The organism is Macrococcus brunensis, assembly GCF_022343725.1.
GTDB lineage: Bacteria > Bacillota > Bacilli > Staphylococcales > Staphylococcaceae > Macrococcus > Macrococcus brunensis.
Genome location: NZ_CP092179.1, coordinates 1508970 through 1532499, shown reverse-complemented (window position 1 = coordinate 1532499; position 23530 = coordinate 1508970). Strand labels below are relative to the sequence as shown.

Sequence of the window (23530 nt, the reverse complement as noted above, 5' to 3'; positions counted from 1 at the left end):
CTTTCTTCTAAGTCTTTTTTCTTTTTTGTGAGAGGAGAGAAGAATACGAATGATCTATTTTGATAATAGCGCAACAACAAAACCGGATAAGGAAGTACTTTCTACCTTTAATAAGGTGAATGAAGATTATTATTTCAATCCCGCAAGTCCTCATGTTAAAGGACTCGAGACAGAGAAATTACTGGATTCTGCCAGAGAGCAGATCAGAAAATTGCTCAAGCTTGATCAGCAGTCGATTATTTTTACGAGCGGGGCGACTGAATCCAATAACCTTCTACTGACAGGGATGGCACGTGCAAAAAAACAGTTTGGTCGTACGATTATTACAACTAAACTTGAACATCCATCTGTGCTTGAGACTGTCCGTGCACTTGAAGAAGAAGGATTCATTGTGAAGTACATGCGATTTAAAGAAGACGAGACGCTTGATCTGGAGCATCTGGAAGGTTTGCTGACAAGTGATGTGATACTGGTTGCCATGATGCATGTCAACAATGTCATGGGCGCTATTCTGCCGGTCGCAGAAGTAGCGTCATTGATTCACAACTATCCGAAGATTCATTTCCATGTTGACTGTGTGCAGTCATTTGGTAAAGTGCCGCTGCAGCTGGAAGGTGTTCATAGCTTCAGTCTCAGCGGACATAAATTCAACGGACTGAAAGGTCAGGGGATTCTTGTATTTAGTCAGCTGAAGACTATCGCACATACATTGTTCGGTGGTGGCCAGGAGTATGGCTTCAGAAGCGGTACGGTCAATGTGGCTTCCGCAGTAGCGATGAGCAGAGCGATACGTCTGACACTTGATGACTATGAGATGCAGCGTGCCCGTCTCTATCAGATGAAAGAAGAGATAGAACGGTACGTTAAACAATTTCCAGGTATCCAGCTGAACTCACAGCAAAATGGTGCGCCGCACATCGTTAACCTGTCGTTTGTCGGTGTCAAAGGAGAAGTCATCGTCAATGCTTTTTCTAAAAGGGACATCATGGTATCAACAACAAGTGCATGCTCATCAAAACGTGCTAAACTGAATGAGTCGCTGACTGCACTACACGTATCAGATGAAGCCATCACAGGCAGCATCAGAATATCGTTATCGAAAAATAACACAGCCGAAGAAGTGCATACCTTCAATGAAGTGTTCAGAGAAATATATGAAGAAGTAGAGGAGTTACTGAAGAAATGAGATATGATCAGTTATTAGTAAGATACGGTGAACTCACGCTTAAAAGCGGGAACCGCCATACATTCGTCAACCAATTAAAAGGGAACGTCAAACATGCATTGATTCCGTTAACAGGGTACCAGGTGCATGCAAACCGTGACCGGATGTACATTCATTTAGACGAGCATATCGATGTTGAAGAAGTGATCCGCCGTGTATCGAAAGTATTTGGCATCCATTCGGTCAGCCCGGTCATGCGAGTCGATAAAGAACTGGAAACAATCAAGGCAGCTGCTGTTTTAGTCGCAAAGGATGTTGACCAGGAAGGCCGGACGTTCAAAGTAGATGTGAAGCGTTATGATAAGAACTACCCAATGGAGACTTTTGAACTGCAGCAGGTAATCGGCGGTGCCATCTTAAAAGATATCGAACACCTGACTGTCAACGTCAGACAGCCGGATTATAAAGTGACGGTTGAAATCAGACAGGATGGTGCATATCTGTACTCACGTATCGAAAAAGGAGCAGGCGGTCTTCCTGTAGGCACAGGCGGCAAAACATTACTCATGCTGTCAGGCGGCATCGACTCGCCTGTTGCCGGTATTGAAGTGATGAAGCGGGGCGTGACCATTGAAGCGATTCATTTCCATTCACCTCCATTCACAAGCGAAGAAGCGAAACAGAAAGTCATCGATCTGACACGTATTATGGCTGAGACGGCTGGAGAAATTAAACTTCATCTCGTACTATTCACTGAAATTCAGAAAACGATCCATAAAGTGGTGCCGGAGAATATGACGATGACATCTACACGTCGTATGATGCTCAAAATTGCTGACCGCGTAGCAGGAAACATTAATGCGCAGGCAATTGTCAACGGGGAAAATCTTGGGCAAGTCGCGAGCCAGACGCTCGGCAGTATGCATGCCATCAATGCAGTGACGAACATGCCTATCCTACGACCGCTTCTCACCCTTGATAAAGATGAGATTATTATAAAAGCGAAAGACATCGGTACGTTTGAAACTTCTATTAAACCGTTTGAAGATTGCTGTACGATTTTCACGCCTAAAAATCCAAAGACGAATCCGAAGCTCGAAAAAATGGAGAAGTTTGAAAGTCGCTTTGATTTTGAACCGCTTTTAAACACCGCAATAGACCATATAGAAGTACTCACTATTACGAAAGAACGTCCAGAAGAAAACTTCAGCGACTTCTTATAATGGATAAGCGCTATTCGAATGAATAGCGCTTTTTTAACAAGGGGGATAAAAAATGGATATACAGATGCTGATCATGATTATTATATTTGGTTTTTTAGCAGCTTTTATTGATGCAGTCGTAGGGGGAGGAGGACTGATATCAACGCCTGCACTGCTCGCGACAGGTATGCCACCTGCAGTGGCTTTAGGAACAAATAAACTAGCCAGTTCTTTCGGTTCTTTAACGTCGACGATTTCTTTCATCAAGTCCGGTAAAGTAGACTTCAATATAGTCGGAAAGCTCTTTCCGCTGTCTTTTATTGCGTCTATATTAGGTGCATTGACCGCCACGGTCCTGCCACCCGCACTGTTGAAACCGATTATTATCGTGATGTTGTCAATCGTTCTTGTCTACACACTTGTCAAAAAAGACTGGGGAAATGAAACGACTTACAAGAAGCTCTCTCCGTTAAGAATGCTGCTGTTCTGTTCGATTCTAGTGCTGATTGGTTATTATGACGGATTCATCGGTGGCGGCACAGGCAGCTTTCTTTTATTTGCTTTATTATTTGTCGGTTTCGATTTTCTACGTGCTGCCGGCAATGCCAAGTTTCTGAACTTTGCTTCTAATATCGGTGCGCTCTTACTATTCATGGTGGTAGGCAAAGTGGATTACATGGTGGGTTTTGTGATGGGTGCTTCAATGATTGCAGGGAGTTACGCAGGCAGTCAGTTCGCATTGAGAAAAGGTGTCTCATACGTCAAAATGCTTTTCATCATCGTGACTCTTTTATTGATCGGAAAAAATGCCTATGACTATATTTCAATGCACTTTTGATAAGTGCTGTAAATTTTAGGGTGGTTTCTGTTATATTATAAGGAGATACTAAATGTTGGAAAGGGAGATAAGATGAGTAAAAGAATTATTGCATTATTAATTGCTGCCGCATTACTGATTTTAGCAACGGCTTCGTCGTTATTTACAACGAACTTCATGGATAGCTTCACTCAGGAGTTTGAAGGACAGCTTGATACAGGTGAACTGGCAGAAAGTTCTCTTGAAGGAGACGATCTTGGTCATCGAATTGCTAGAATTGAAGTAGATGGTGTTATTCAGGATACAGGTAGTCCAAGTCTTTTTGCTGAAGAAGGATATAATCATGAGACGATGATGAAAGAACTTGAGCAGATCAAAGAAGATGAGTCAATCAAAGGCGTCCTGATGATTGTCAATTCTCCAGGGGGCGGTGTTTACGAGAGTGCTGAAATTCATAACAAAATAGAAGAACTGAAAAAGTCCGGCAAGAAAATCTATGTCACGATGAAAAATATAGCAGCATCAGGCGGTTACTATATTTCAGCTCCTGCCGACAAAATCTTCGCTTCTCGTGAGACACTGACTGGGTCGCTCGGTGTTATCATGCAGTCGATGAACTATAAAGAACTTGCTGATAAGTATGGCGTCAAATTCAACACGATCAAAAGTGGTGCTCATAAAGATATCATGAGCCCGACAAAAGAAATGGATGCTGAAGAACGTAAAATTCTTCAGTCGTTAGTCGATGAAAGTTATGGCGAATTTGTCAGAGTCATTTCTGACGGACGTGGAATGTCACAGGCTGAAGTACGCAAGCTTGCAGATGGCCGTGTTTATTCAGGACTTCAGGCGCAAAAGAATGGCTTAGTTGACGAGCTTGGACTTGAAGAAGACGCTTTAAGCGCCCTGAAAAAAGAAATTAAAGCAAATGATGCAGAAGTCATTGAATTTGCGCCAGCTGATTCATTCTGGGGCAGTAATCCATTTGCTGCGAACTCATTTGTTCAGAAGATGATGGGTAATGATGATTTATCAGCGATCAAAGAACTGATGTCTAAACGTCAAGGTACAACACCTATGTACCTTTACGGAGAGTAGGTGCAGATATGAGTGAAAGAATTGTGTACCCCTCTTCAATAGTAGAAGGTTATGAACGCGATATCATCAATAGTACGCATGCAGGGTTTGGTGTGCGAATGGTTGCGTTTCTTATCGATGGCATCGTTGTCGGTAGTCTGAAAGCCATCATTTTAAATCCACTGGCGAAACTATTTGACTGGGATCTCAGCAGCTATGTATGGGCACCTATTTTCAGTATTGAGAACATTGCGTCGTCCATGATTTTCTTCTTGTACTTTATTCTGATGACCTGGTTCTTCCGTGCGACACTTGGTAAGATGCTGATGGGTCTGAAAGTCATTTCGGCCAATGACAAACCGCTGAACTTTCTGCAGGTTGTCACACGTGAATGGTTTGGACGCTATATCAGCGGGTTCCCGGGTTATCTGCTCTATCTCGTCGTCTTGTTCAACCCAAACAAGCAAGGTATTCACGATATGCTCAGTGATACCGTCGTGATTTACGAAAGACAGGAGCGTTTACGCGACCGTCTGATGGCTCCTTTCATGAAACAAAATAGTACGCTTTAACTTTAATTCATGATAAATTAAAGATGAACTTATTCATAAGGAGGAATTATCAATGACTCAAGTGACATTTAAAGGAACACCGATGACATTAATCGGTGAGCAGGTTAAAGAAGGTACTGTAGCACCGGATTTTTCAGTACTTGCAAATGATTTAAGCGTTCGTACGCTTGCTGATTTTGAAGGTAAAAAGAAATTAATCAGCGTTGTACCATCAATCGATACAGGTGTATGCAGCACGCAGACGCGTACATTCAATGAAAATGCGTCAGGTATTGATAATGCAGTGGTTATCACTATTTCATGTGACCTGCCGTTTGCACAAGCTAAATGGTGTGCAGCTAATGGACTTGAAAACGTTGTGACACTTAGCGACCATAAAGACCTGTCATTTGGCACAAGCTACGGTGTCGTGATGGAAGAATTGAGATTGCTCGCACGTTCAGTATTTGTACTGGATGCTGATAATAAAGTGGTTTATACAGAAATCGTACCAGAAGGAACAGATCACCCTGACTACGATAAAGCAGTAGAAGCACTTAAATCAATTTAATAACTTGAACTGCCCTTTTATGGGCAGTTTTTATTTGAAAGGAAATAACATGGAATCAATGATTGAAACTCTATTTAATACGTTAGACGCTAAAACAAAAGAATTACAGCAGGACAACGGTCATAGTTTTATCGAGAACCTGGGGCTCGCGATGGAAGATATTTATATGAATCAGCGGGAGATGCTGGAGCAAAGCACGCTCAGTGACCGCCGTAAAGCCTTTCAGTTTGCTTATTTAAGTATGCTGAAAGAAGAGATGATTCAACCGAATCATCAGATTACGCCTGATAGTATCGGCTATTTTGTCAGCTATATGGTGAAAATGTTCACTGAAGGCGTCACTGATATTACCATCCTTGATATAGCGAGCGGAACAGGTCATCTATCTGCAACCATCAATGAACAGAACCCTGATAAATCATTTCAGCATGCGCTTGTAGAAGTAGACCCGGTGCTTGCGCGGGTTAGTGTTCACCTTGCGAATTTCCTTGAAGTTCCGTTTGATATCTATCCTCAGGATGCAATGATGCCGCTGCAGGTAGACGAAGTCGATGTCGTGGTCGGAGATCTGCCGGTCGGCTATTATCCTGTTGACGAACGTAGCCACGAAATGAAGCTCGGTTTTAAAGAAGGTCATAGCTTCTCTCATCACTTAATGATTGAACAAAGTGTGCAGGGACTTAAGCCTGGCGGATTTGCGATGCTTATTGTTCCAAGTCAGTTATTTGAATATGACCGAGTAGAACAGCTACAGCAATTTATTGCTACAGAGACTTATATGCAGGCCTTTTTAAATTTGCCGAAAAGCTTGTTTAAGACAGAATCTGCACAGAAATCCATCCTCGTACTGCAGAAGAAACCACTGGAAAATAGTTTGCCAGTTGAAGTGTTGCTAGCAAATATCCCCGACTTCAAAGACAGTCAGGCGATGAAAAAATTCCTTGATGAATTCAATGAGTGGTTTGAAATTAACAGAAAAAATAAATAACTGTTATATTCATTGATTAATTGCTGTAATAATGGTTAAATAGCATATGTATATAAATAACGAGGAGGATCCTTATGAAAAAAATTATGGCGATCAACGCCGGTAGTTCTTCATTAAAATTCCAATTATTCGAAATGCCAGAAGAAAAAGTTCTGACTAAAGGCTTAGTAGAACGTATCGGCATGAAAGATTCTATTTTCACAATCTCTGTCAACGGTGAGAAAATCACTCAGACTTTAGATATTAAAGACCATGAACAAGCGGTTAACATGATGCTTGAAGAAATGAAAAAACACGGCATCATCAACGATATCAACGACTTAGATGGTACAGGTCACCGTGTTGTTCAAGGTGGGGACTTATTCCCGACTTCAGCACTTGTTACTGACGAAGTAGAGAAGCAGATTGAAGAATTAATCGAGCTTGCTCCTCTTCATAACGGTCCAAACTTAATGGGTATTCGTGCATTTCGTAAAATGCTTCCTAATATCCCACACGTTGCTGTATTCGATACATCATTCCATTCAACAATGCCTGAATCTGCATTCCTTTACAGCACACCTTACGAATACTATACAGACTACGGTGTACGTAAATATGGCGCACACGGTACAAGCCACAAATATGTATCTCAACGTGCAGCTGAATTAATGGAACGTCCAGCAGAAGAACTGAAAATTATCACTTGCCATATCGGTAACGGTGCTTCAATCACTGCAGTAGATGGTGGTAAATCAGTTGATACATCAATGGGCTTTACACCACTTGCAGGTGTGACAATGGGAACACGTACAGGTGATATCGATGCAGCAGTTATTCCGTTCGTAATGGAGAAAACAGGTAAAACAGCAGAAGATCTTATCATGAACGTCTTCAACAAACAATCAGGTATTTTAGGTATCTCTGGTATCTCAAGTGACTTACGTGACGTTGAAGAAGCAGCAGAATTAGGTAAAGAACGTGCTCAGTTAGCGCTTGATATCTACGTTGACCGTATTCAGAAATACATCGGTTCATACGCAGCGGTACTTCAAGGTTTAGATGCTATCGTCTTCACAGCAGGTGTAGGTGAGAACTCTGACTTAATCCGTGCTAAAGTACTTGATAACTTCAAATTCATGGGTGTGGAATACGATCCAGCATTAAACAATGGACTTCGTGGTAAAGAAGCATTCATCAACACAGAAGATTCTAAAGTAAAAATCATGATCATCCCTACAGAAGAAGAAGCGATGATCGCACGTGATACTATGGAATTCGGTAAAATCGAAGCGTAATAAATCGAAGCATAATAAAAAGACTCTAGTCCTGGACTGGTACTGAACCCTGAAAATGGGACGGAATAAAAAACACTTTTTATAAGGCTGCTTGTATTCGGTATTGAACCGGAGATAAGTAGCCTAATTTTTGTTGAATTCTATTTTCATTATAATTTTTGATGTAATTACTCACAATCTCTTTTACAATAAAGTTAGAGTTCTTTTGCTCACTGTTTAAGTAGAATGTTTCAGACTTTAGTGTGGAATGAAAACATTCTATACAGGCATTATCTGACGGTGTCCCCTTACGGGACATCGAACGGATGATGCCTTTTTCCTTACATGCCAGGTAATACTCCCTTGAAGTATAGACACTTCCCTGATCGCTGTGAAGCATACATCCCTTCGGGATATTGAGCTGATTCAGTGTATCAAGGACGAAGTTTGTATCCTGTACATCACCTATGGTGAATGCCACAATCTCACCATTGTGAAGGTCCATAATTGATGAAAGATAAAGCATCGTATTACCGAAAGGCAGGTAAGTGATATCTGTCACGAGCTTGGTCAGAGGTTGATCAGATTTAAAATCACCCTTCAACAGATTGTCTGTAAGATGGTAGGGCCGGCCTATACGCGTTTTCTTCTTGACTCTGACTCTGCAGTTCCATTTATTTTTCTGCATAATTCTCTGGACTCGCTTGTGATTAACACGCTGCTTGGTCTGTTTGTTTAAGAGGTAACAGATTTTACGATAACCGTAGGTGTAGTTATATTTTTTGCACAGCTCACCTATTTTTATCGTGATTTCATCTTTTGCTCTGTCCGACTGTTTCTTCCAGCGGTAATAAGTAGATCTTGCTACCTCCAGTGTGGATAAAATAAGTGATAATGGATGTTCATTCTTCAGACTCTCGACTAAACTAACAACTATTTCTGGTACCAGCTCCTTTCCAACTCCCTGTACTTTTTTAGAACATCAATTTCAGCTGCTTTTCTCTTGTTATCCAGTTTAAGCTGTTCGATCTCAGATAATTCCTCAGTGCCCTTGCCATAACTATATTGTTTTCCTACATTCTGATCGAAACGATGGGTCTCATTATTTTTATACCATCTCCACCAAGTGTTGACCTGGGTTCTGTTTCTGATATTTAGCTCATCCATAATCTCTCTTGTGGAAAAGCCCTCGGCTTTCATTTTTACACATTTCCATTTAACTTCACTTGAATAAGCAATTCTCTGCATAATAAAACACTCCTATCAAATTCATTTTATATGAATTCAACAAGAGTGTTTTTTATTCTGTCCCATTAATTGGGGTCAGTCCGGACTAGAGTCTTATTTTTTATTGATTATCTTGTTTAAACTGTTCTGTCGCGACTTCTGGTTCGAAGTTTTCTGGTAATGTTTCTGTACGAACGACAAGCACATCACATTCAGAGTGACGAACAATCGCTTCTGACACTGAACCAATAATAAAACGTTCAACGGCATTAAGTCCAGTTGAACCACACATGATCAGGTCAACATTCATTTTGTTCGCTAATCGTTTAGGGATAATAGTTTTTGGTGAACCATATTCTGTGAAGATTTCTACATTTTCAACGCCACGTTCTAAAGCTACATTTTTGTAACCTTCAAGTAATTTATTGCTGTAGTGAGCAGCGCGTTCAGAGATAGAACGGTCGTATGCTTCAACACTAGCATAGCTTCTTGTGTCGATAACATTGACGATTGAAAGTTTGGCACCATTACGTTTTGCTACTTCAACTGCTTTGTTGAACGCCCATTCAGCTTCGCTTGAACCATCAACCGCAATTAAAATGTTTTTGTAGAATAACATATAAATCCCTCCCAAAGTCTTTTTCTGACTTCATTATAGCACAAAAAAATACTTTTTAATTAAAAATGTTTGCGTTTTCATTTTAAAGTGTTAAACTGAAACCGCAAACAATTATTAGGAGGAATTAGCAATGATTATTGGTGTACCTAAAGAAATTAAAAACAACGAAAACCGTGTCGCTCTGACACCTGCTGGCGTGTATTCTCTTGTTCAGTTCGGTCACGAAGTATTGATCGAAACGACTGCTGGTGAAGGTTCTTACTTCACAGACGCTGACTACACTGAAGCAGGCGGTAAAATTGTTTCATCTGCTGCAGAAGCATGGAAAGCAGAAATGGTTATGAAAGTTAAAGAACCACTTGCTTCTGAATACCAGTATTTCAGAGAAAATCTGATTCTCTTCACATATCTTCACCTTGCACCAGAACCAGAACTGACTAAAGCGTTAATCGACAACAAAGTAGTAGGTATCGCATATGAAACTGTTCAAGCAGACAATGGTTCATTACCACTGTTATCTCCTATGAGTGAAGTAGCTGGACGTATGGCAACTCAGATCGGTGCTCAGTTCTTACAACGTACAGGCGGCGGTAAAGGTATCTTACTTGCTGGTGTACCAGGCGTTGAAAAAGGTAAAGTGACTATCATCGGTGGTGGTCAAGCAGGAACAAACGCAGCGAAAATGGCAGTAGGTCTTGGTGCTGACGTAACGATTCTTGACTTAAACCCTGCTCGTTTAGCACAGCTTGATGACTTATTCGGCAGCAAAGTACAGACTTTAATGTCTACACCATTCAATATCGCTGAAAGCGTTAAAAACAGTGATCTTGTTATCGGTGCCGTATTAATCCCAGGTGCTAAAGCTCCTAAACTTGTAACAGAAGAAATGATTCAATCTATGAACCCTGGTTCAGTTGTTATCGATATCGCAATCGACCAAGGTGGTATCTTCGAAACAACTGATCGTATCACGACTCATGATGAGCCAACTTATGTGAAACATGATATCGTTCACTATGCAGTAGCTAACATGCCAGGCGCTGTTCCTCGTACTTCTACAATGGCACTGAACAACGCAACAATTCCTTACGCACTGCAGATCGCTAACAAAGGTTATGTAGAAGCAGTAAAATCAAATAAAGCATTATTCAAAGGTATCAATACTTTAAATGGTCACGTCACTTTCAAAGCAGTTGCAGAAGACCAAGGTTTAGAATTCAAAGACGCAAGCGAATTACTTGCTGACTTATAGAAAGAACAAAAGACATGAACGCAAAGTTCATGTCTTTTTTTATGCTTATTTAGAGTAGTGAGTCAGTAATTCATAGCCGTCTTCTGTAACGAGCAGATCATCTTCAACTCGTACACCGACTTCGCCGGGCACATAAACACCAGGTTCAATCGTGAAGACCATGCCTTCTTGCAGGACATCTTCATTTGTAGAAGAAATGTCAGGGAATTCATGAACACTGATGCCGAGGCCATGGCCGAGACGATGAGGGAATTGTTCGCCGTATCCCTGATCATTAATATAGTCACGTGCTGCAGCATCAATATCTGCAATCTTGACACCAGGCGCAACTTTTTCAATTGCACGCTTGTTGGCTTCAGTGACAATGGCATGAATGCGCTGATGCAGTTCTGACGGCGCGCCGAATGGAATGGTTCTTGTGATATCAGAACAATAACCTTTATAAACAACGCCTAAATCGAAGAGGACATAGTCACCTTCTTTAAGTGTATTACTGCCCGGCGTACCGTGAGGATTGGCTGAATTGTCACCGAAAAGCACCATCGTCTCAAAACTCATCGCCGTGATGTCATCAATCTGCAGCATGTTATTTTCTATGATTCTAACAACTTCCTGTTCAGTGATGCCGACTTTTAGGTGGTCAACACCGATCTGTACAGCCTGATCAGCATATTGAGCAGCCTGCTTTAAGATGCTGACTTCGTCATCAGTCTTGATATTACGCATCTCCTTGATTGTCTGATCAATAGCGACTGTATCTTCAACAGCAAAATGACTCTGTAATTCTGCTAATCGTGCGACAGTCAGATGTTCACTTTCAATGCCGAGACTTGTGAGTTCGAATGATTGGATTAAGTACGGATTTTCAGTATCCAGATAACCGATGATATTGCCATCAAATACTTTTTTTGCTGATTCTACTTCCATCTTAGGGACAAAAAGTGTCAGTTCGCTGTCAGTGATCAGCAATGACAGTAATCGTTCATGCGGATTGGATAAGAAACCTGTCAGGTAATTGATGTTCTCAGGATTGGAAATCCAGATGCCGTTCAGCTCTTCTGAAGCAAGAAGTTCTCTTAGTCCGTTTAATTTTTCATTATTCATTTCGTTCCACACTCCTTCATATGTCCCATCATATCAAAAGACAGTGCAATGAGGTATAATAACAGTAAATAATGAAGAGGAGTGAAGTAGAAATGGAAGTGACTTTTCACGGACAATCTTGTATTTCTTTTGAGGCAAACGATAAGAAAGTGATTGTAGATCCTTTTATTACAGGAAATCCTTTATCAGATTTAAACGTTGAGGAAGTAGAGGCTGATTTCATCGTGCTGACACACGGACACGGCGATCATTTAGGTGACACGATTGCGCTTGCGAAACGGACAGGTGCGCTGGTCATCGCCCTGCCGGAACTCATCGATTATCTGGCGACAAAAGGTGTGGAGAATGGACATCCGATGAACATCGGAGGAAACCGGACATTTGATTTTGGTCAGGTTAAATTTGTTCAGGCCTTTCATAGTAATTCCTATACCGAAGAAGACGGAAGTATTGTTTATTTAGGGATGCCGTGCGGTCTTATCTTTACTCTAGGTGAAAAAGTGATCTATCACGCGGGTGATACAGGTCTATTCTCCGATATGAAGCTGATTGCTGACAGACATCCTGTTAATCTCTGCTTTATTCCAATCGGTGATAATTTTACGATGGGCATTGACGATGCAAGCTATGCAATCAACCATTTTATTAAACCGGATATAACAGTGCCGATTCATTATGATACGTTTGATCTGATTAAACAGGATCCTGAAGTATTTAAAAGCAAAGTAGATGGAAAGGTAGAAATTATACAGCCGGGTGAATCCGTCACATTATAATTGAGGTGCCAGCATGACGAAACATGAACAAATCATCAAACATATAGAAGCGCTCAAAGTGGGCAGCAAAATTTCCGTCAGACAGATCGCTAAAGATCTGTCTGTTTCAGAAGGAACAGCATATAGAGCGATTAAAGATGCTGAAAACAGAGGCATCGTCTCTACAATGGAACGTATCGGAACGATCCGTATCGAGAAAAAAACGCGGGAAGCGATTGAAAATCTGACATTTGCTGAAATCGTCAAAATTATTGACGGTCAGCTGATCGGTGGCCGTACGGGACTTCATAAATCTCTGTCGCGCTTTGCTATCGGGGCAATGGAGCAGGAAGACGTCACAAAATATTTAGGTGAGAACACCCTGCTCATTGTGGGCAACCGTGAGAACATCCAGCAGCTTGCACTTGAAAAAGGCAGTGCGGTACTCGTGACAGGTGGATTTGCAGTCAGTGATTCAATCAGACAGCTGGCCGACCAGAAAGGTCTGCCGATTCTATCGACGAGCCATGACACTTTTGCCGTGGCGAACATCATCAACCGTGCGCTTTATGATCAACTGATTAAACAGGAAGTCCTGACGGTCGCAGAGATACTGATTCCGGTCAGTGAGACCAATGTCTTGTATGAAAACGATACAGTAGGAGACTGGAAAGCTTTGTCTCACAGCTCAGGTCATACACGTTTTCCTGTACTGGACGATCAGAACCGTGCTTACGGCATCGTAACGAACAAAGATATTATTGACCTGGATAACAGCATGAAAATAAAACGCGTCATGACGAAGAATCCTATCACGGTTAACTTGAGCTCAACCATCGCGACTTGTGCACATGTCATGATATGGGAAGGCATCGAGCTTTTGCCGGTCGTCAGCAAGAATCATCGACTGATTGGTATTGTCACACGTGAAGATGTTCTGCGCGCCATGCAGTCGATAGAACGTCAGCCGCAGATTGGTCATACGTTGAATGATCAGGTATTGAAGCAGATGAAGTTCGGAGATGATATCACCATCCGAGTGACGCCGCAGATGTCCAATCAGCTCGGAACGATGAGTAAATCTGTATTCGTCGCCATCATAGAAGAAGCGACGAAACATCTGCTCAAGCGGGAGCGACGAGGCGAAGCGCTTATTGAAAGCCTGAACATCTACTTCCTGAAAACAGTACCGATTGATACAGTCCTCACAATCTCATGTGAAATGCTGGACCTTGGGCGGAAATTCGCGAAGATGGAAGTGACGATTCACTCTGAAGAAGAAATCGTCTCAAAAGCCATGCTGATGTGTCAGCTGATAGAAGCATAAAAAAAGAAAGCATTATGCTTTCTTTTCTTTCTCAAGTTCTGCCCATGCACGGTCTTCTTCTGCAAAATGCTGTTCGAAGTAGCGCATTGCACGTACACCGTAACTGATATTGGCAACTGCGAAGACAATAAGGACGGCGCAGATGAGATAAGTCACCAGGTTTGTGAACTGGATGATCTGATTAAATGAAAAGGCAACTAAGAAGATGCCGAACATCATTCTGCCGCGGGCACGATACCATGCGCGACGTACTTCACGATTCGTTCTGAAGTAGCGTGCCACCTGGTATAAAGTCAGGACGAGCGAAATAATCATGACAGCCAGCGCAAATGATGCAAGATAGGGTGATATTGTATTCCACATAATGAACAACCTCCATCTGCATTATAGCAGAGGATTTGCTAAAAGGAGAAACCATGACTAAAAATAGCATCAAATTGTTACAGAACTGGCTCAATAATTACAATACCATTATTCTGCATCGACATGTACGCCCAGATCCAGATGCACTGGGCTCTCAACTAGGTTTTAAAGCACTCTTGCAGAAGATGTACCCTAATAAAAAAATACTGGCCACTGGCGAAACAGTTGATAACCTGGCATTCATCGGCTCAATGGATGAAGTGCAGGATAGTGACTACCAGAATGCACTTGTCATTGTGCTGGATACAGCCAATGCGGCTCGAATAGATGATGCACGCTATCATTTAGGAGATAAACTGGTCAAGATTGACCATCATCCGCCTGTAGAAAATTACGGGGACATCAATATCGTTGATACAACAGTATCCTCTACAAGTGAATTAATCGCTGAACTGCTGATGCAGTTTGGCTTTGGACAGGACTATCTGAACACAGAAATCGCGGAGCGCCTCTATATCGGTATTGTGGGTGATACGGGCCGTTTCCTCTTTAACAATACATCACCACGCACGATGGAGATTGCAGGTATGCTGTTGTCATATGATTTTGATCATACAAAGATGCTGAATCAGATGAGTCAGCGGACACTTGAAAGCATGCATTTTCAAGGCTATGTGCTGCAGCACTTCAGTTACGAGGACCATGTCGGTTTTATCTTTATTACAGAGGATATCCTGCAGCAGTTCAAAATCAGTGCAAATGATGCCTCGCTTTTCGTCAATAGTATAAGCGATGTAGCAGGGATTGAAGCCTGGGTCTTTGCAGTGGATGAAGGCAATCAGATTCGCGCACGCATCAGAAGCAAACGAGCACCTATCAACACGCTTGCTGCACGATATAATGGCGGCGGTCATCCGATGGCCAGCGGCGCAACAGTTTACAGTAAAGAAGAACTTGAGCAATTGATCAGTGAGTTAAAATCTACAGTCAAAGAGTGAGGTGAAAGTGATGGTCGTGCATCTGAATATTCATACTGCTTATGACCTGCTTGCATCAACAGTCAGAATAGATGAAGTCATCAGCCGTGCAAAAGAAGCGGGTCAGACCGCACTTGCCATCACAGACACCCATACCATGTACGGTGTGCAGGCATTTTATACGAAGTGTCTGGCGCAAGGCATCAAGCCGATTATCGGTATGACAGTCTGGCTGACAGAAGGTCCTGATGAAACAGAAACTATTCTGCTTGCGAAAAATCTGGAAGGTTATCATAATCTTATTCGACTGTCCTCACGTATTCAGCTTAAAGAACTGGACTTTGTATCAGAAAAATTACTGAAGCAATATCTGGAAGGGCTCATCGTTATTTTCAAGCAGGCGCATAACGGGTTTCTGGAACTATTCCCGGGAAGCTATGCCTGTCATCTGTCTGACGTCAGAGCGGAGCAGAAAGTCTATGTCAGCAGTGTGAAATATATGGAGCCAGCTGGTCTGACGGATCTGAATGTTTTACAGGCCATCGAGAATAATCAGAAGATGGCACTGGATCAAGTGACAGGGGAAGACTTCTTTAGAACTTCTGAGTCCTTGTCACATGTCGAGCGTCCGTTTTTAGAACGAACTGAAGCAATTGCAGCGATGTGTGACGTTCAAATTCCGCAGCTGCACCATCTGCCGAAATTTCAGACGCCAAACGGTGAAACGAGTGATGATTATTTAAAGCAGCTGTTGGACGAAGCATGCGCTGGTTTTACTGAAGTATATAAGGCAAGAATGGAGAAAGAGTATCAGATCATTACGGATATGGGGTTCAGTGACTACTTCCTGATTGTCAGTGATTTGATCCGTTATGCGAAAAGTCAGGGCATCCTTGTCGGCCCGGGACGTGGTTCTTCAGGGGGTTCTCTTGTCAGTTATCTGCTGGATATCACCATGATTGATCCGATTAAACATCAGCTGTTATTTGAACGATTTTTAAATCCTGAACGGGTGACGATGCCGGATATCGATATTGATTTTGAGGATACAAGACGTCACGAAGTCATCGAATACTGTGTAAAGAAATACGGCGCATTTAATGTAGGAGGCATCGTGACGTTCGGCCATCTGACGGCTCGCGCTGTGATGCGCGATGTCGGACGGATTCTGCAGTTTCCCGATTCCGATTTAAAGTTTGTTTCTCACCTCATTCCTAAAAAACCAGGAACTATGCTTGAGGATGCCTATCAGAACGCAGAGTTCAAGCAGTTTACCGAGCAGGACGACGCGCATCGGCAGTGGTATACTATCGCCAAGCGTCTGGAAGGTTTACCTCGCCATACTTCTACTCATGCAGCGGGTATTATCGTTCATGACCAGCTGTTGACGAATTACGTCCCGCTCATTAAAGGAGACACGCTGAATTTAACGCAGTGGACCATGACAGAAGTCGAACATCTGGGATTACTGAAAATCGATTTTCTGGGTCTGCGCAATTTAACGATTATTCAGCGTGTCTTAAATGCGAGTCGGCAGAAACTGACGACGAAAACGATCAATTATCATGACCCGCTTGTTTTTGATGCCCTCAGTCAGGCGGATACAACTGGGATTTTCCAGCTCGAATCTTCTGGTATCAGGCAGGTACTGCGTCAACTTGAACCGCAGAACTTTGAAGATATTGTCGCCGTACTCAGTCTGTACCGTCCCGGACCGATGGAACAGATTCCGCTTTACATTGAAAGACGTCATGGTCAGCCGTTTGACTATCTGCATCCTGATCTTGAGCCTATTTTAAAATCAACTTATGGTGTCATCATCTATCAGGAACAGATTATGCAGATTGCGAGTCAGTTTGCAGGTTTCACTTTAGGGGAAGCCGATACGCTTAGACGCGCAATGAGCAAAAAGAAACGGGATGTACTGGAAGCTGAACGTCAGCATTTTATCAGGGGCAGCGAGCAAAATGGTTATGATACAGCGACAGCCGAGGCGATATACGAGCTGATTATGAAATTTGCTGATTATGGTTTTCCCAGGGCCCATGCGGTTGCTTATGCGCAGATCGCCTATATGATGCTTTATTTAAAAGTTCATTATCCAACCTATTTTTATGCGGCAACAATGAGCAACGTGATCGGCAGTGAAGATAAACTTGCCGATTTAATCGCTGAAATGAAGGCAAAACAGATGACGTTTAAACCGCCTTCTATCAATCAGTCGCACTGGTTTTTCAGAGCAGACCAGGATCAGGTTATTCTGTCACTCGGTATGATTAAAGGAATGGGTTACCGGACGGTAAAGGAGATAGTGGACGAACGGCAGAAAGGTCAGTTCCTGGACATCTATGATTTTATGCAGCGTATGCCTAAACGATCAGTTTCAAAAGCAGCGCTCGAGGCGATGATTGTAACAGGTGTCTTCGATGAATTCGGACAGACGCGTGCAACGTTACTCGCGTCCATTGACAGTATTATGGATATGGAACAGGGACAGGAGGATGACCACTTTCTCGAGGAACTGGGTTTCAGCCTGAAAAAAAGTTATCAGGATCGCCCTGAAATGTCAGAAGAGAAACGTACACAGTATGAAGTGGAGTATCTCGGTTTCTATCTATCGACACATCCAATTGAGAAGTTGTACAATGACCATCTTTATCTGCCGCTTTTTAAGCTGAATCATATGGACCAGTCAAACTGGCTGCTCGTCAGTTTGACGTCGGTCAAAGAGATTCGCACTAAAAAGGGGCAGCTTATGGCTTTTGCGACCGCAACAGATGGCTCGACAGAAGCTGAACTGGTCATTTTTCCATCTGCATTTGAGCGTTTTGAAGCGGTGCTTAATGAGAAAGAGGTCGTTATCAGAGGCAAACGAGATGATAAAGGGAAAATCATTGTGGAAGAGATGGCTACTTTTAAGCAGTTCAAAGTTAATTATATGAACAGAGTGAAAGAAATCTATCTTCTCAAAGAGCCTAAGATACCGCTGGAAGATGGAGAGATTGCGCTTCTGTTCTTTGACTATGCAACAGGTCAGTCTAAGCAGATTGCTACAGTGAATCAGAAGACAATGAAGCAGCTGCTAGCACATTATTCGCCTGAACTGATCCGCCTGATTTAACTTTATAAACTGAAATGATTATGATATATTATTCCTTAGTGGTCAGACCACTAAGGAATTTTTACTTTACATACTAGGAGCAGAATGATGAACACTGCAAAACAAAAAGGGTTTATATCTGTTGTTAAAGAACTCGAAAACTATATGATAGCCCATGATCTGTCTGCTGGAGACAAACTACCTTCAGAGCGGGATTTAAGTGAAAAGATGAATATCAGCCGGTCCAGTATTCGTGAAGCATTAAGAGCGATGGAACTCATCGGTATCATCACGACTAAAAGAGGCGAGGGAACCTTTCTCTCCAATGTAGATGACCATCAGCTTTTTGAAATTATCGGCCGCTTTTTAATATATTCAGAAAAACAAAAAAATGAAATCACAGAATTCAAGCAACTTTTAGAAGGATTTATCAGTCAGCACGGGGAAAAGAATAGAATTATCTTTCGTGTCTACAGATTGATCAAACGTTACGATAAAGTATTCAGCGGGAAGGGGTCCAAGCATGATTAAAGATTTATTTAAACGTAATAATGGCAATAAGAAATATGTGGCAGTACCCAAAATAAAGGCAACAGACGTTCCTGAAGGTATCATGGTGAAATGTCCGAAGTGCGGTAAAATCATGTATACAAAAGAACTTAACAAAAACCTGAATGTCTGTGTGGAATGTAACTTTCATTTAACGATGACGGCACATGACCGCATTCAATCTCTCGCTGATAAAAACAGCTTCGTTGAATTTGATGCAGAGATGCTGTCGGAGAACTTGCTCGATTTCCCTGATTATATGGAGAAAGTTGAAAAAGACAGAAAGAAAACTCAGCTGAATGAAGCAGTTGTAACAGGAACGATTAAAATTGACGGTATGCCACTCGGAATCTGCGTCATGGATTCCAGGTTCCGTATGGGGTCGATGGGTGCTGTAGTAGGAGAAAAAATCTGCCGTGTCATCGACTACTGTACTGAACATAAGCTGCCATTTGTTATTTTTACGGCGAGTGGCGGAGCGCGAATGCAGGAAGGTATTATTTCATTGATGCAGATGGCGAAGACTAGTGTTGCGATTAAACGTCATAGTGATGCGGGCGGGCTTTACATCGCATATATGACACATCCGACAACAGGTGGAGTCAGTGCCAGCTTTGCTTCTGTTGGTGATATCAATCTGGCTGAACCGGAAAGTCTGATCGGTTTCGCGGGCCGACGTATTATTGAGCAGACCATCAATGAAAAACTGCCAGACGATTTTCAGACAGCAGAATTTTTACTGGAGCATGGTCAGCTGGATAAAGTCGTTCACCGCAAGGATATGAAACAGACACTTAGTCAATTAATAATGATGCACGGAGGTAAAGCAGATGACACTGGAATTTGAGAAACCACTTGCAGCGCTGGATAACAGAATCAAGGAACTGGAAAAGAAGAGCAGTGAAGAAGAACTGCAACAACTGAAAGAAGAACGTGCGGAACTTCAGAAGAAAATATATCGTGAACTGGAACCTTGGGATCGGGTCCAGATTGCACGCTTAGGTGTCAGACCGACGACTCTTGATTATATCTATGCGATTTTTGACGACTTCATTGAACTGCACGGCGACCGTACTTATGGTGACGATACAGCGATGATCGGCGGCATCGCTATGTTCCATGACACACCCGTTACCGTCATCGGTCATCAGCGCGGAAAAGATACAAAGGACAATATTTACCGCAACTTCGGTATGGCACATCCTGAAGGTTATCGTAAAGCGCTGAGATTGATGAAACAGGCAGAGAAGTTTAAACGACCGATTATCTGTTTTATCGATACGAAAGGAGCTTATCCTGGTAAAGCAGCAGAAGAGCGCGGGCAGAGTGAGTCAATAGCCCGCAACTTAGTGGAGATGGCGGGACTATCAGTACCCGTTATTTCGATTGTTATCGGTGAAGGTGGAAGCGGTGGCGCTCTAGGAATCGGTATCTGTAATCATCTGCTCATGCTTGAGAATTCAACTTATTCAGTCATTTCACCGGAAGGCGCAGCCGCTCTTCTCTGGAAGGATAGTACACAGGCTAAACGTGCCGCTGAAACGATGCGAATTACTGCGCCTGACTTACTTGATTTAGATGTTGCAGACCGTGTAATCGAAGAAGTAGTCGGAGGCGCTCATGAAGACGTTGAAAGACAAAGTGAAAAAATTGCGAAAGCCATCTCTGATTCTCTCTCTGAACTGACTCAATTATCTGCTGATGAACTGATCAATCAGCGCTATGAAAAATACCGAAATATCGGTTCCGGCCAGTCATTTAACTAAGAATATGATGTGAAACGTTTTCATTTTCAACCCTGTTTGCAATTAATAGCATCCTACTTTTTTTTGTGGTACGTTATAAATAAATACCGACAAAAAGTGAGGAAGCCATTATGAAAAAGATTGCAGTATTAACGAGCGGTGGAGATTCACCGGGGATGAATGCGGCTGTACGTGCAGTAGTCCGTAAAGCGATTTATCACGATCTGGAAGTATACGGTGTCTATCAAGGCTATCAAGGTCTGATTACCAACAATATCAAGCAGATGGACCGAGGAGCGGTAGGGGACAAAATTCAGCGTGGTGGTACTTTTCTCCAGTCTGCAAGATGTCCTGAATTCAAAGAACCTAAAGTTCGTCAGCAGGGGATTGAAAATCTGAAGGCATTAGGTATCGAAGGTCTTGTCGTCGTTGGGGGAGACGGCAGCTACCGTGGTGCTCAGCGTTTGAATGAAGAAGGAATCAAGACAATTGGTATTCCAGGAACGATTGATAATGATATTAACGGTACAGATTTCACAATTGGTTTTGATACAGCTCTGAATACTATCATTGAAGTAGTCGATAAAATTCGTGATACTGCATCCAGTCATGAGCGTACTTTTATCATCGAAGTTATGGGACGCGATGCAGGAGATCTGGCATTATGGTCAGCGCTTGCAGGCGGTGCAGAAACTGTGCTGATTCCTGAATTCAAAAAAGATGTTCAGGAAATTGCGGACAAGATTCAACAAGGGATTGAGCGTGGTAAAAAACACTCAATCATCATCGTAGCTGAAGGGGTCATGTCTGGTGAAGACTGCGCTGAAGAACTAAAAAAATATATTAATGTAGATACACGTGTCTCTGTTCTAGGTCATATGCAGCGTGGTGGCTCACCATCAGGCATCGACAGAGTGCTCGCTTCTCGTTTCGGTGCTTATGCAGTGGACTTACTCATGAATGATGAATCAGGTTTAGCAGTGGGTATACAGAATAACAAACTGACAAAGACGAAGTTTGAAGATATCTTCTCAAGTCAGCATAAAATTGATGAAGATATGTATCGCCTGACGAACGAACTATCGATTTAATTAAACTGATAATGGGGGAGAAATAATGAGAAAAACGAAAATTGTATGTACGATTGGTCCAGCTTCGGAATCACCAGAAATACTTGAACAACTGATGACAGCAGGGATGAATGTTGCGCGTCTGAACTTCTCACATGGTTCTCATGAAGAACATGGTGAGCGTATCGCACGTATCCGTGAAACAGCCCGAAAACTGAACAAGACAGTAGCCATCCTGCTTGATACTAAAGGGCCTGAAATCCGTACGCATAATATGGAGAACGATAAGATTGAACTGCAGAAGAATACATCAGTTGTCATCAATATGCAGGAAGTACTTGGCACAGCGAACGAATTCTCTGTGACTTACCCTGAATTGATCAACGATGTTCATGTCGGTTCAACGATTTTATTAGACGATGGTCTGATTGAACTGAAAGTGAAAGACTTAAAGCATGATGAAGGTAAAATTGTCTGTGACGTCATTAACGCTGGTGAACTAAAGAACAAAAAAGGGGTTAACCTGCCAGGCGTTAAAGTCAACTTACCAGGTATTACTGAAAAAGATGCTGAAGACATCAAGTTTGGTATCGATCAGCAAGTCGACTTTATTGCAGCCTCATTTGTTCGTCGTGCAAGCGATGTTCTTGAAATCCGTAAGATTCTTGAAGACCGTAAATGTACAACAATCCGCATCATTCCTAAGATTGAGAATGAAGAAGGTATCGATAATATCGACCAGATTCTTCAGGTGTCAGACGGGTTAATGGTTGCTCGTGGCGATATGGGTGTTGAAATTCCAGCAGAACGTGTGCCGTTAGTTCAGAAAGAATTAATCCGTAAGTGTAATGCACTTGGTAAGCCGGTCATTACAGCTACGCAGATGCTGGATTCTATGCAGCGTAATCCGCGTCCGACCCGTGCAGAAGCAAGTGACGTTGCGAATGCGATCTATGACGGCACAGACGCAGTCATGTTATCAGGCGAGACAGCAGCAGGCCAGTATCCTGTAGAATCAGTAAAAGTAATGGCTAACATCGCTTTTGCTGCAGAAGAAGCACAGGATTATAAGTTCCTGCTGAACGCTCGAACAAAATTAAATGAAACAAATATGGTCAATGCAATTGGGGTTTCTGTGGCTCATACAGCGCTTAACCTGGACGTACAGACTATTGTAGCTGCGACAGAAAGTGGTCACACTGCTCAGATTATTTCTAAATACCGCCCGCATGCACACATCATTGCGATGACGCCTTATGAGCAGACAGCTCGTCATATGGCTCTAGTCTGGGGAACGATTCCAGTCGTCAAAGAAGGCAAGAAAACGACAGACCAGCTGCTGGAACAGGCATCAGAAGCAGCTATTGAAGCAGGTAGCGTGGAAAATGGCGACCTGATTATTATTACAGCGGGTATCCCGACAGGTGAAGCTGGCACGACGAACTTTATGAAGATTCAGCTCGTAGGTGACGAACTCGCTACTGGTCAAGGTATCGGCCGTACATCAGCAGTCGGGCGTATCGTAATCGCTAGAAATGCTGAAGAGTTAGCTGACAAAGATCTGACAGATGCAGTTATCATCACGCATTCTACAGATGCTGATATGGTGCCTTATCTTGAACAGGCAGTCGCTATTGCAACAGAAGAAGGCGGACTGACAAGTCATGCCGCTGTTGTAGGACTGACACTTGGAAAACCGACCATCGTCGGCATAGAAGGCATCTATGATAAGTTTGAAAACGGCGCTACTGTAACAGTAGATGCACAGCATAATAAGATTTATGCAGGTCATGCCAAAGTATAAAAAAAGAAGCT

The 23530-nt window shown here is 42.5% G+C and carries 22 protein-coding genes; 18 read left to right on the top strand and 4 right to left on the bottom strand.

From position 1 onward, the window contains the following. The first annotated feature begins 49 nt into the window (after nt 1-49). From MGG13_RS07955 to MGG13_RS07920, 8 genes are all read left to right on the top strand, one after another. Nucleotides 50-1186 carry a cysteine desulfurase family protein gene (locus MGG13_RS07955; protein ID WP_133431182.1) on the top strand — a complete coding sequence of 379 codons (1137 nt, stop codon included), beginning with the start codon at nt 50-52 and terminating at the stop codon, nt 1184-1186. Then, nucleotides 1183-2388 carry a tRNA uracil 4-sulfurtransferase ThiI gene (thiI, locus tag MGG13_RS07950; protein WP_239034541.1) on the top strand — a complete coding sequence of 402 codons (1206 nt, stop codon included), beginning with the start codon at nt 1183-1185 and terminating at the stop codon, nt 2386-2388. The genes MGG13_RS07955 and thiI overlap by 4 nt, the downstream gene beginning before the upstream one ends. Nucleotides 2389-2440: 52 nt before the next feature. Next, nucleotides 2441-3205, top strand: coding sequence for a TSUP family transporter (locus MGG13_RS07945; protein ID WP_239034540.1), 765 nt, complete (start codon nt 2441-2443; stop codon nt 3203-3205). Nucleotides 3206-3277: 72 nt separating this feature from the next. Then, complete coding sequence (sppA, locus tag MGG13_RS07940; RefSeq protein ID WP_239034539.1) at nt 3278-4282, top strand: signal peptide peptidase SppA; 1005 nt, start codon at nt 3278-3280, stop codon at nt 4280-4282. Between the two features lie 8 nt (nt 4283-4290). Further along, nucleotides 4291-4833, top strand: a complete 543-nt coding sequence (locus MGG13_RS07935) for an RDD family protein (RefSeq protein ID WP_239034538.1) — start codon at nt 4291-4293, stop codon at nt 4831-4833. A gap of 52 nt (nt 4834-4885) precedes the next feature. Continuing rightward, nucleotides 4886-5383 (top strand): thiol peroxidase, encoded by a 498-nt coding sequence (gene tpx / locus MGG13_RS07930; RefSeq protein ID WP_239034537.1) that lies wholly within the window; start codon nt 4886-4888, stop codon nt 5381-5383. 49 nt (nt 5384-5432) lie between these two features. Continuing rightward, nucleotides 5433-6371: a class I SAM-dependent methyltransferase gene (locus MGG13_RS07925; RefSeq protein ID WP_239034536.1), complete on the top strand. Its 939-nt coding sequence runs from the start codon at nt 5433-5435 to the stop codon at nt 6369-6371. A 74-nt stretch (nt 6372-6445) separates the two neighbouring features. Next, nucleotides 6446-7648 (top strand): acetate kinase, encoded by a 1203-nt coding sequence (locus MGG13_RS07920; protein ID WP_133431175.1) that lies wholly within the window; start codon nt 6446-6448, stop codon nt 7646-7648. A gap of 79 nt (nt 7649-7727) precedes the next feature. On the opposite strand, the gene MGG13_RS07915 is transcribed toward MGG13_RS07920, so the two are convergent. Further along, nucleotides 7728-8878, bottom strand: a protein-coding gene (locus tag MGG13_RS07915; protein ID WP_133432853.1) for an IS3 family transposase whose coding sequence is annotated in 2 segments (ribosomal slippage) — nt 7728-8605 and nt 8605-8878 — 1152 coding nt in all. Because the reading frame shifts where the segments join, the coding sequence is not laid out codon by codon here. A gap of 97 nt (nt 8879-8975) precedes the next feature. Next, nucleotides 8976-9473, bottom strand: coding sequence for a universal stress protein (locus MGG13_RS07910; protein WP_133431174.1), 498 nt, complete (start codon nt 9471-9473; stop codon nt 8976-8978). A gap of 130 nt (nt 9474-9603) precedes the next feature. Between MGG13_RS07910 and ald the strand changes: the two genes are divergently transcribed. After that, on the top strand, nt 9604-10725 hold the full coding sequence (ald, locus tag MGG13_RS07905; protein ID WP_133431173.1) for an alanine dehydrogenase: 1122 nt from the start codon (nt 9604-9606) through the stop codon (nt 10723-10725). A 45-nt stretch (nt 10726-10770) separates the two neighbouring features. On the opposite strand, the gene MGG13_RS07900 is transcribed toward ald, so the two are convergent. Then, nucleotides 10771-11829, bottom strand: coding sequence for a M24 family metallopeptidase (locus MGG13_RS07900; protein WP_239034535.1), 1059 nt, complete (start codon nt 11827-11829; stop codon nt 10771-10773). A 92-nt stretch (nt 11830-11921) separates the two neighbouring features. On the opposite strand from MGG13_RS07900, the gene MGG13_RS07895 reads away from it, so the two are divergent. After that, nucleotides 11922-12605, top strand: a complete 684-nt coding sequence (locus tag MGG13_RS07895; protein WP_239035701.1) for a metal-dependent hydrolase — start codon at nt 11922-11924, stop codon at nt 12603-12605. A 13-nt stretch (nt 12606-12618) separates the two neighbouring features. Further along, nucleotides 12619-13911 (top strand): DRTGG domain-containing protein, encoded by a 1293-nt coding sequence (locus MGG13_RS07890; protein WP_239034534.1) that lies wholly within the window; start codon nt 12619-12621, stop codon nt 13909-13911. 12 nt (nt 13912-13923) lie between these two features. On the opposite strand, the gene MGG13_RS07885 is transcribed toward MGG13_RS07890, so the two are convergent. Next, complete coding sequence (locus tag MGG13_RS07885) at nt 13924-14274, bottom strand: YtpI family protein (RefSeq protein WP_133431169.1); 351 nt, start codon at nt 14272-14274, stop codon at nt 13924-13926. A gap of 53 nt (nt 14275-14327) precedes the next feature. On the opposite strand from MGG13_RS07885, the gene MGG13_RS07880 reads away from it, so the two are divergent. From MGG13_RS07880 to pyk, 7 genes are all read left to right on the top strand, one after another. Further along, nucleotides 14328-15272, top strand: coding sequence for a DHH family phosphoesterase (locus MGG13_RS07880; protein ID WP_239034533.1), 945 nt, complete (start codon nt 14328-14330; stop codon nt 15270-15272). A 10-nt stretch (nt 15273-15282) separates the two neighbouring features. Then, nucleotides 15283-18372, top strand: a complete 3090-nt coding sequence (locus MGG13_RS07875; RefSeq protein WP_239034532.1) for a DNA polymerase III subunit alpha — start codon at nt 15283-15285, stop codon at nt 18370-18372. 87 nt (nt 18373-18459) lie between these two features. Further along, complete coding sequence (locus MGG13_RS07870) at nt 18460-18882, top strand: FadR/GntR family transcriptional regulator (RefSeq protein WP_239034531.1); 423 nt, start codon at nt 18460-18462, stop codon at nt 18880-18882. Beyond that, a complete protein-coding gene (accD, locus tag MGG13_RS07865; RefSeq protein ID WP_133431165.1) occupies nt 18875-19747 on the top strand; it encodes an acetyl-CoA carboxylase, carboxyltransferase subunit beta in 873 nt (290 codons plus the stop codon). Before MGG13_RS07870 ends, accD begins: the two co-directional genes overlap by 8 nt. Then, the gene (locus tag MGG13_RS07860; protein WP_239034530.1) at nt 19731-20666 is read left to right on the top strand and encodes an acetyl-CoA carboxylase carboxyltransferase subunit alpha; all 936 of its coding nucleotides are present in this window, start codon (nt 19731-19733) and stop codon (nt 20664-20666) included. The genes accD and MGG13_RS07860 overlap by 17 nt, the downstream gene beginning before the upstream one ends. Before the next feature lie 110 nt (nt 20667-20776). Next, complete coding sequence (gene pfkA / locus MGG13_RS07855) at nt 20777-21736, top strand: 6-phosphofructokinase (protein WP_239034529.1); 960 nt, start codon at nt 20777-20779, stop codon at nt 21734-21736. A gap of 25 nt (nt 21737-21761) precedes the next feature. Further along, nucleotides 21762-23519 (top strand): pyruvate kinase, encoded by a 1758-nt coding sequence (gene pyk / locus MGG13_RS07850; RefSeq protein WP_239034528.1) that lies wholly within the window; start codon nt 21762-21764, stop codon nt 23517-23519. Nucleotides 23520-23530 lie beyond the last annotated feature (11 nt).

Bases quoted from the DNA above. Each gene is read 5' to 3' on its own strand.
- ald (WP_133431173.1), top strand. From the start codon at position 9,604: ATGATTATTGGTGTACCTAAAGAAATTAAAAACAACGAAAACCGTGTC.
- MGG13_RS07925 (WP_239034536.1), top strand. From the start codon at position 5,433: ATGGAATCAATGATTGAAACTCTATTTAATACGTTAGACGCTAAAACA.
- MGG13_RS07895 (WP_239035701.1), top strand. From the start codon at position 11,922: ATGGAAGTGACTTTTCACGGACAATCTTGTATTTCTTTTGAGGCAAAC.
- MGG13_RS07955 (WP_133431182.1), top strand. From the start codon at position 50: ATGATCTATTTTGATAATAGCGCAACAACAAAACCGGATAAGGAAGTA.
- pfkA (WP_239034529.1), top strand. From the start codon at position 20,777: ATGAAAAAGATTGCAGTATTAACGAGCGGTGGAGATTCACCGGGGATG.
- MGG13_RS07920 (WP_133431175.1), top strand. From the start codon at position 6,446: ATGAAAAAAATTATGGCGATCAACGCCGGTAGTTCTTCATTAAAATTC.
- MGG13_RS07885 (WP_133431169.1), bottom strand. From the start codon at position 14,274: ATGTGGAATACAATATCACCCTATCTTGCATCATTTGCGCTGGCTGTC.
- MGG13_RS07945 (WP_239034540.1), top strand. From the start codon at position 2,441: ATGGATATACAGATGCTGATCATGATTATTATATTTGGTTTTTTAGCA.
- MGG13_RS07880 (WP_239034533.1), top strand. From the start codon at position 14,328: ATGACTAAAAATAGCATCAAATTGTTACAGAACTGGCTCAATAATTAC.
- thiI (WP_239034541.1), top strand. From the start codon at position 1,183: ATGAGATATGATCAGTTATTAGTAAGATACGGTGAACTCACGCTTAAA.
- MGG13_RS07890 (WP_239034534.1), top strand. From the start codon at position 12,619: ATGACGAAACATGAACAAATCATCAAACATATAGAAGCGCTCAAAGTG.
- tpx (WP_239034537.1), top strand. From the start codon at position 4,886: ATGACTCAAGTGACATTTAAAGGAACACCGATGACATTAATCGGTGAG.
- pyk (WP_239034528.1), top strand. From the start codon at position 21,762: ATGAGAAAAACGAAAATTGTATGTACGATTGGTCCAGCTTCGGAATCA.
- MGG13_RS07860 (WP_239034530.1), top strand. From the start codon at position 19,731: ATGACACTGGAATTTGAGAAACCACTTGCAGCGCTGGATAACAGAATC.
- sppA (WP_239034539.1), top strand. From the start codon at position 3,278: ATGAGTAAAAGAATTATTGCATTATTAATTGCTGCCGCATTACTGATT.
- MGG13_RS07935 (WP_239034538.1), top strand. From the start codon at position 4,291: ATGAGTGAAAGAATTGTGTACCCCTCTTCAATAGTAGAAGGTTATGAA.
- MGG13_RS07870 (WP_239034531.1), top strand. From the start codon at position 18,460: ATGAACACTGCAAAACAAAAAGGGTTTATATCTGTTGTTAAAGAACTC.
- accD (WP_133431165.1), top strand. From the start codon at position 18,875: ATGATTAAAGATTTATTTAAACGTAATAATGGCAATAAGAAATATGTG.
- MGG13_RS07900 (WP_239034535.1), bottom strand. From the start codon at position 11,829: ATGAATAATGAAAAATTAAACGGACTAAGAGAACTTCTTGCTTCAGAA.
- MGG13_RS07910 (WP_133431174.1), bottom strand. From the start codon at position 9,473: ATGTTATTCTACAAAAACATTTTAATTGCGGTTGATGGTTCAAGCGAA.
- MGG13_RS07875 (WP_239034532.1), top strand. From the start codon at position 15,283: ATGGTCGTGCATCTGAATATTCATACTGCTTATGACCTGCTTGCATCA.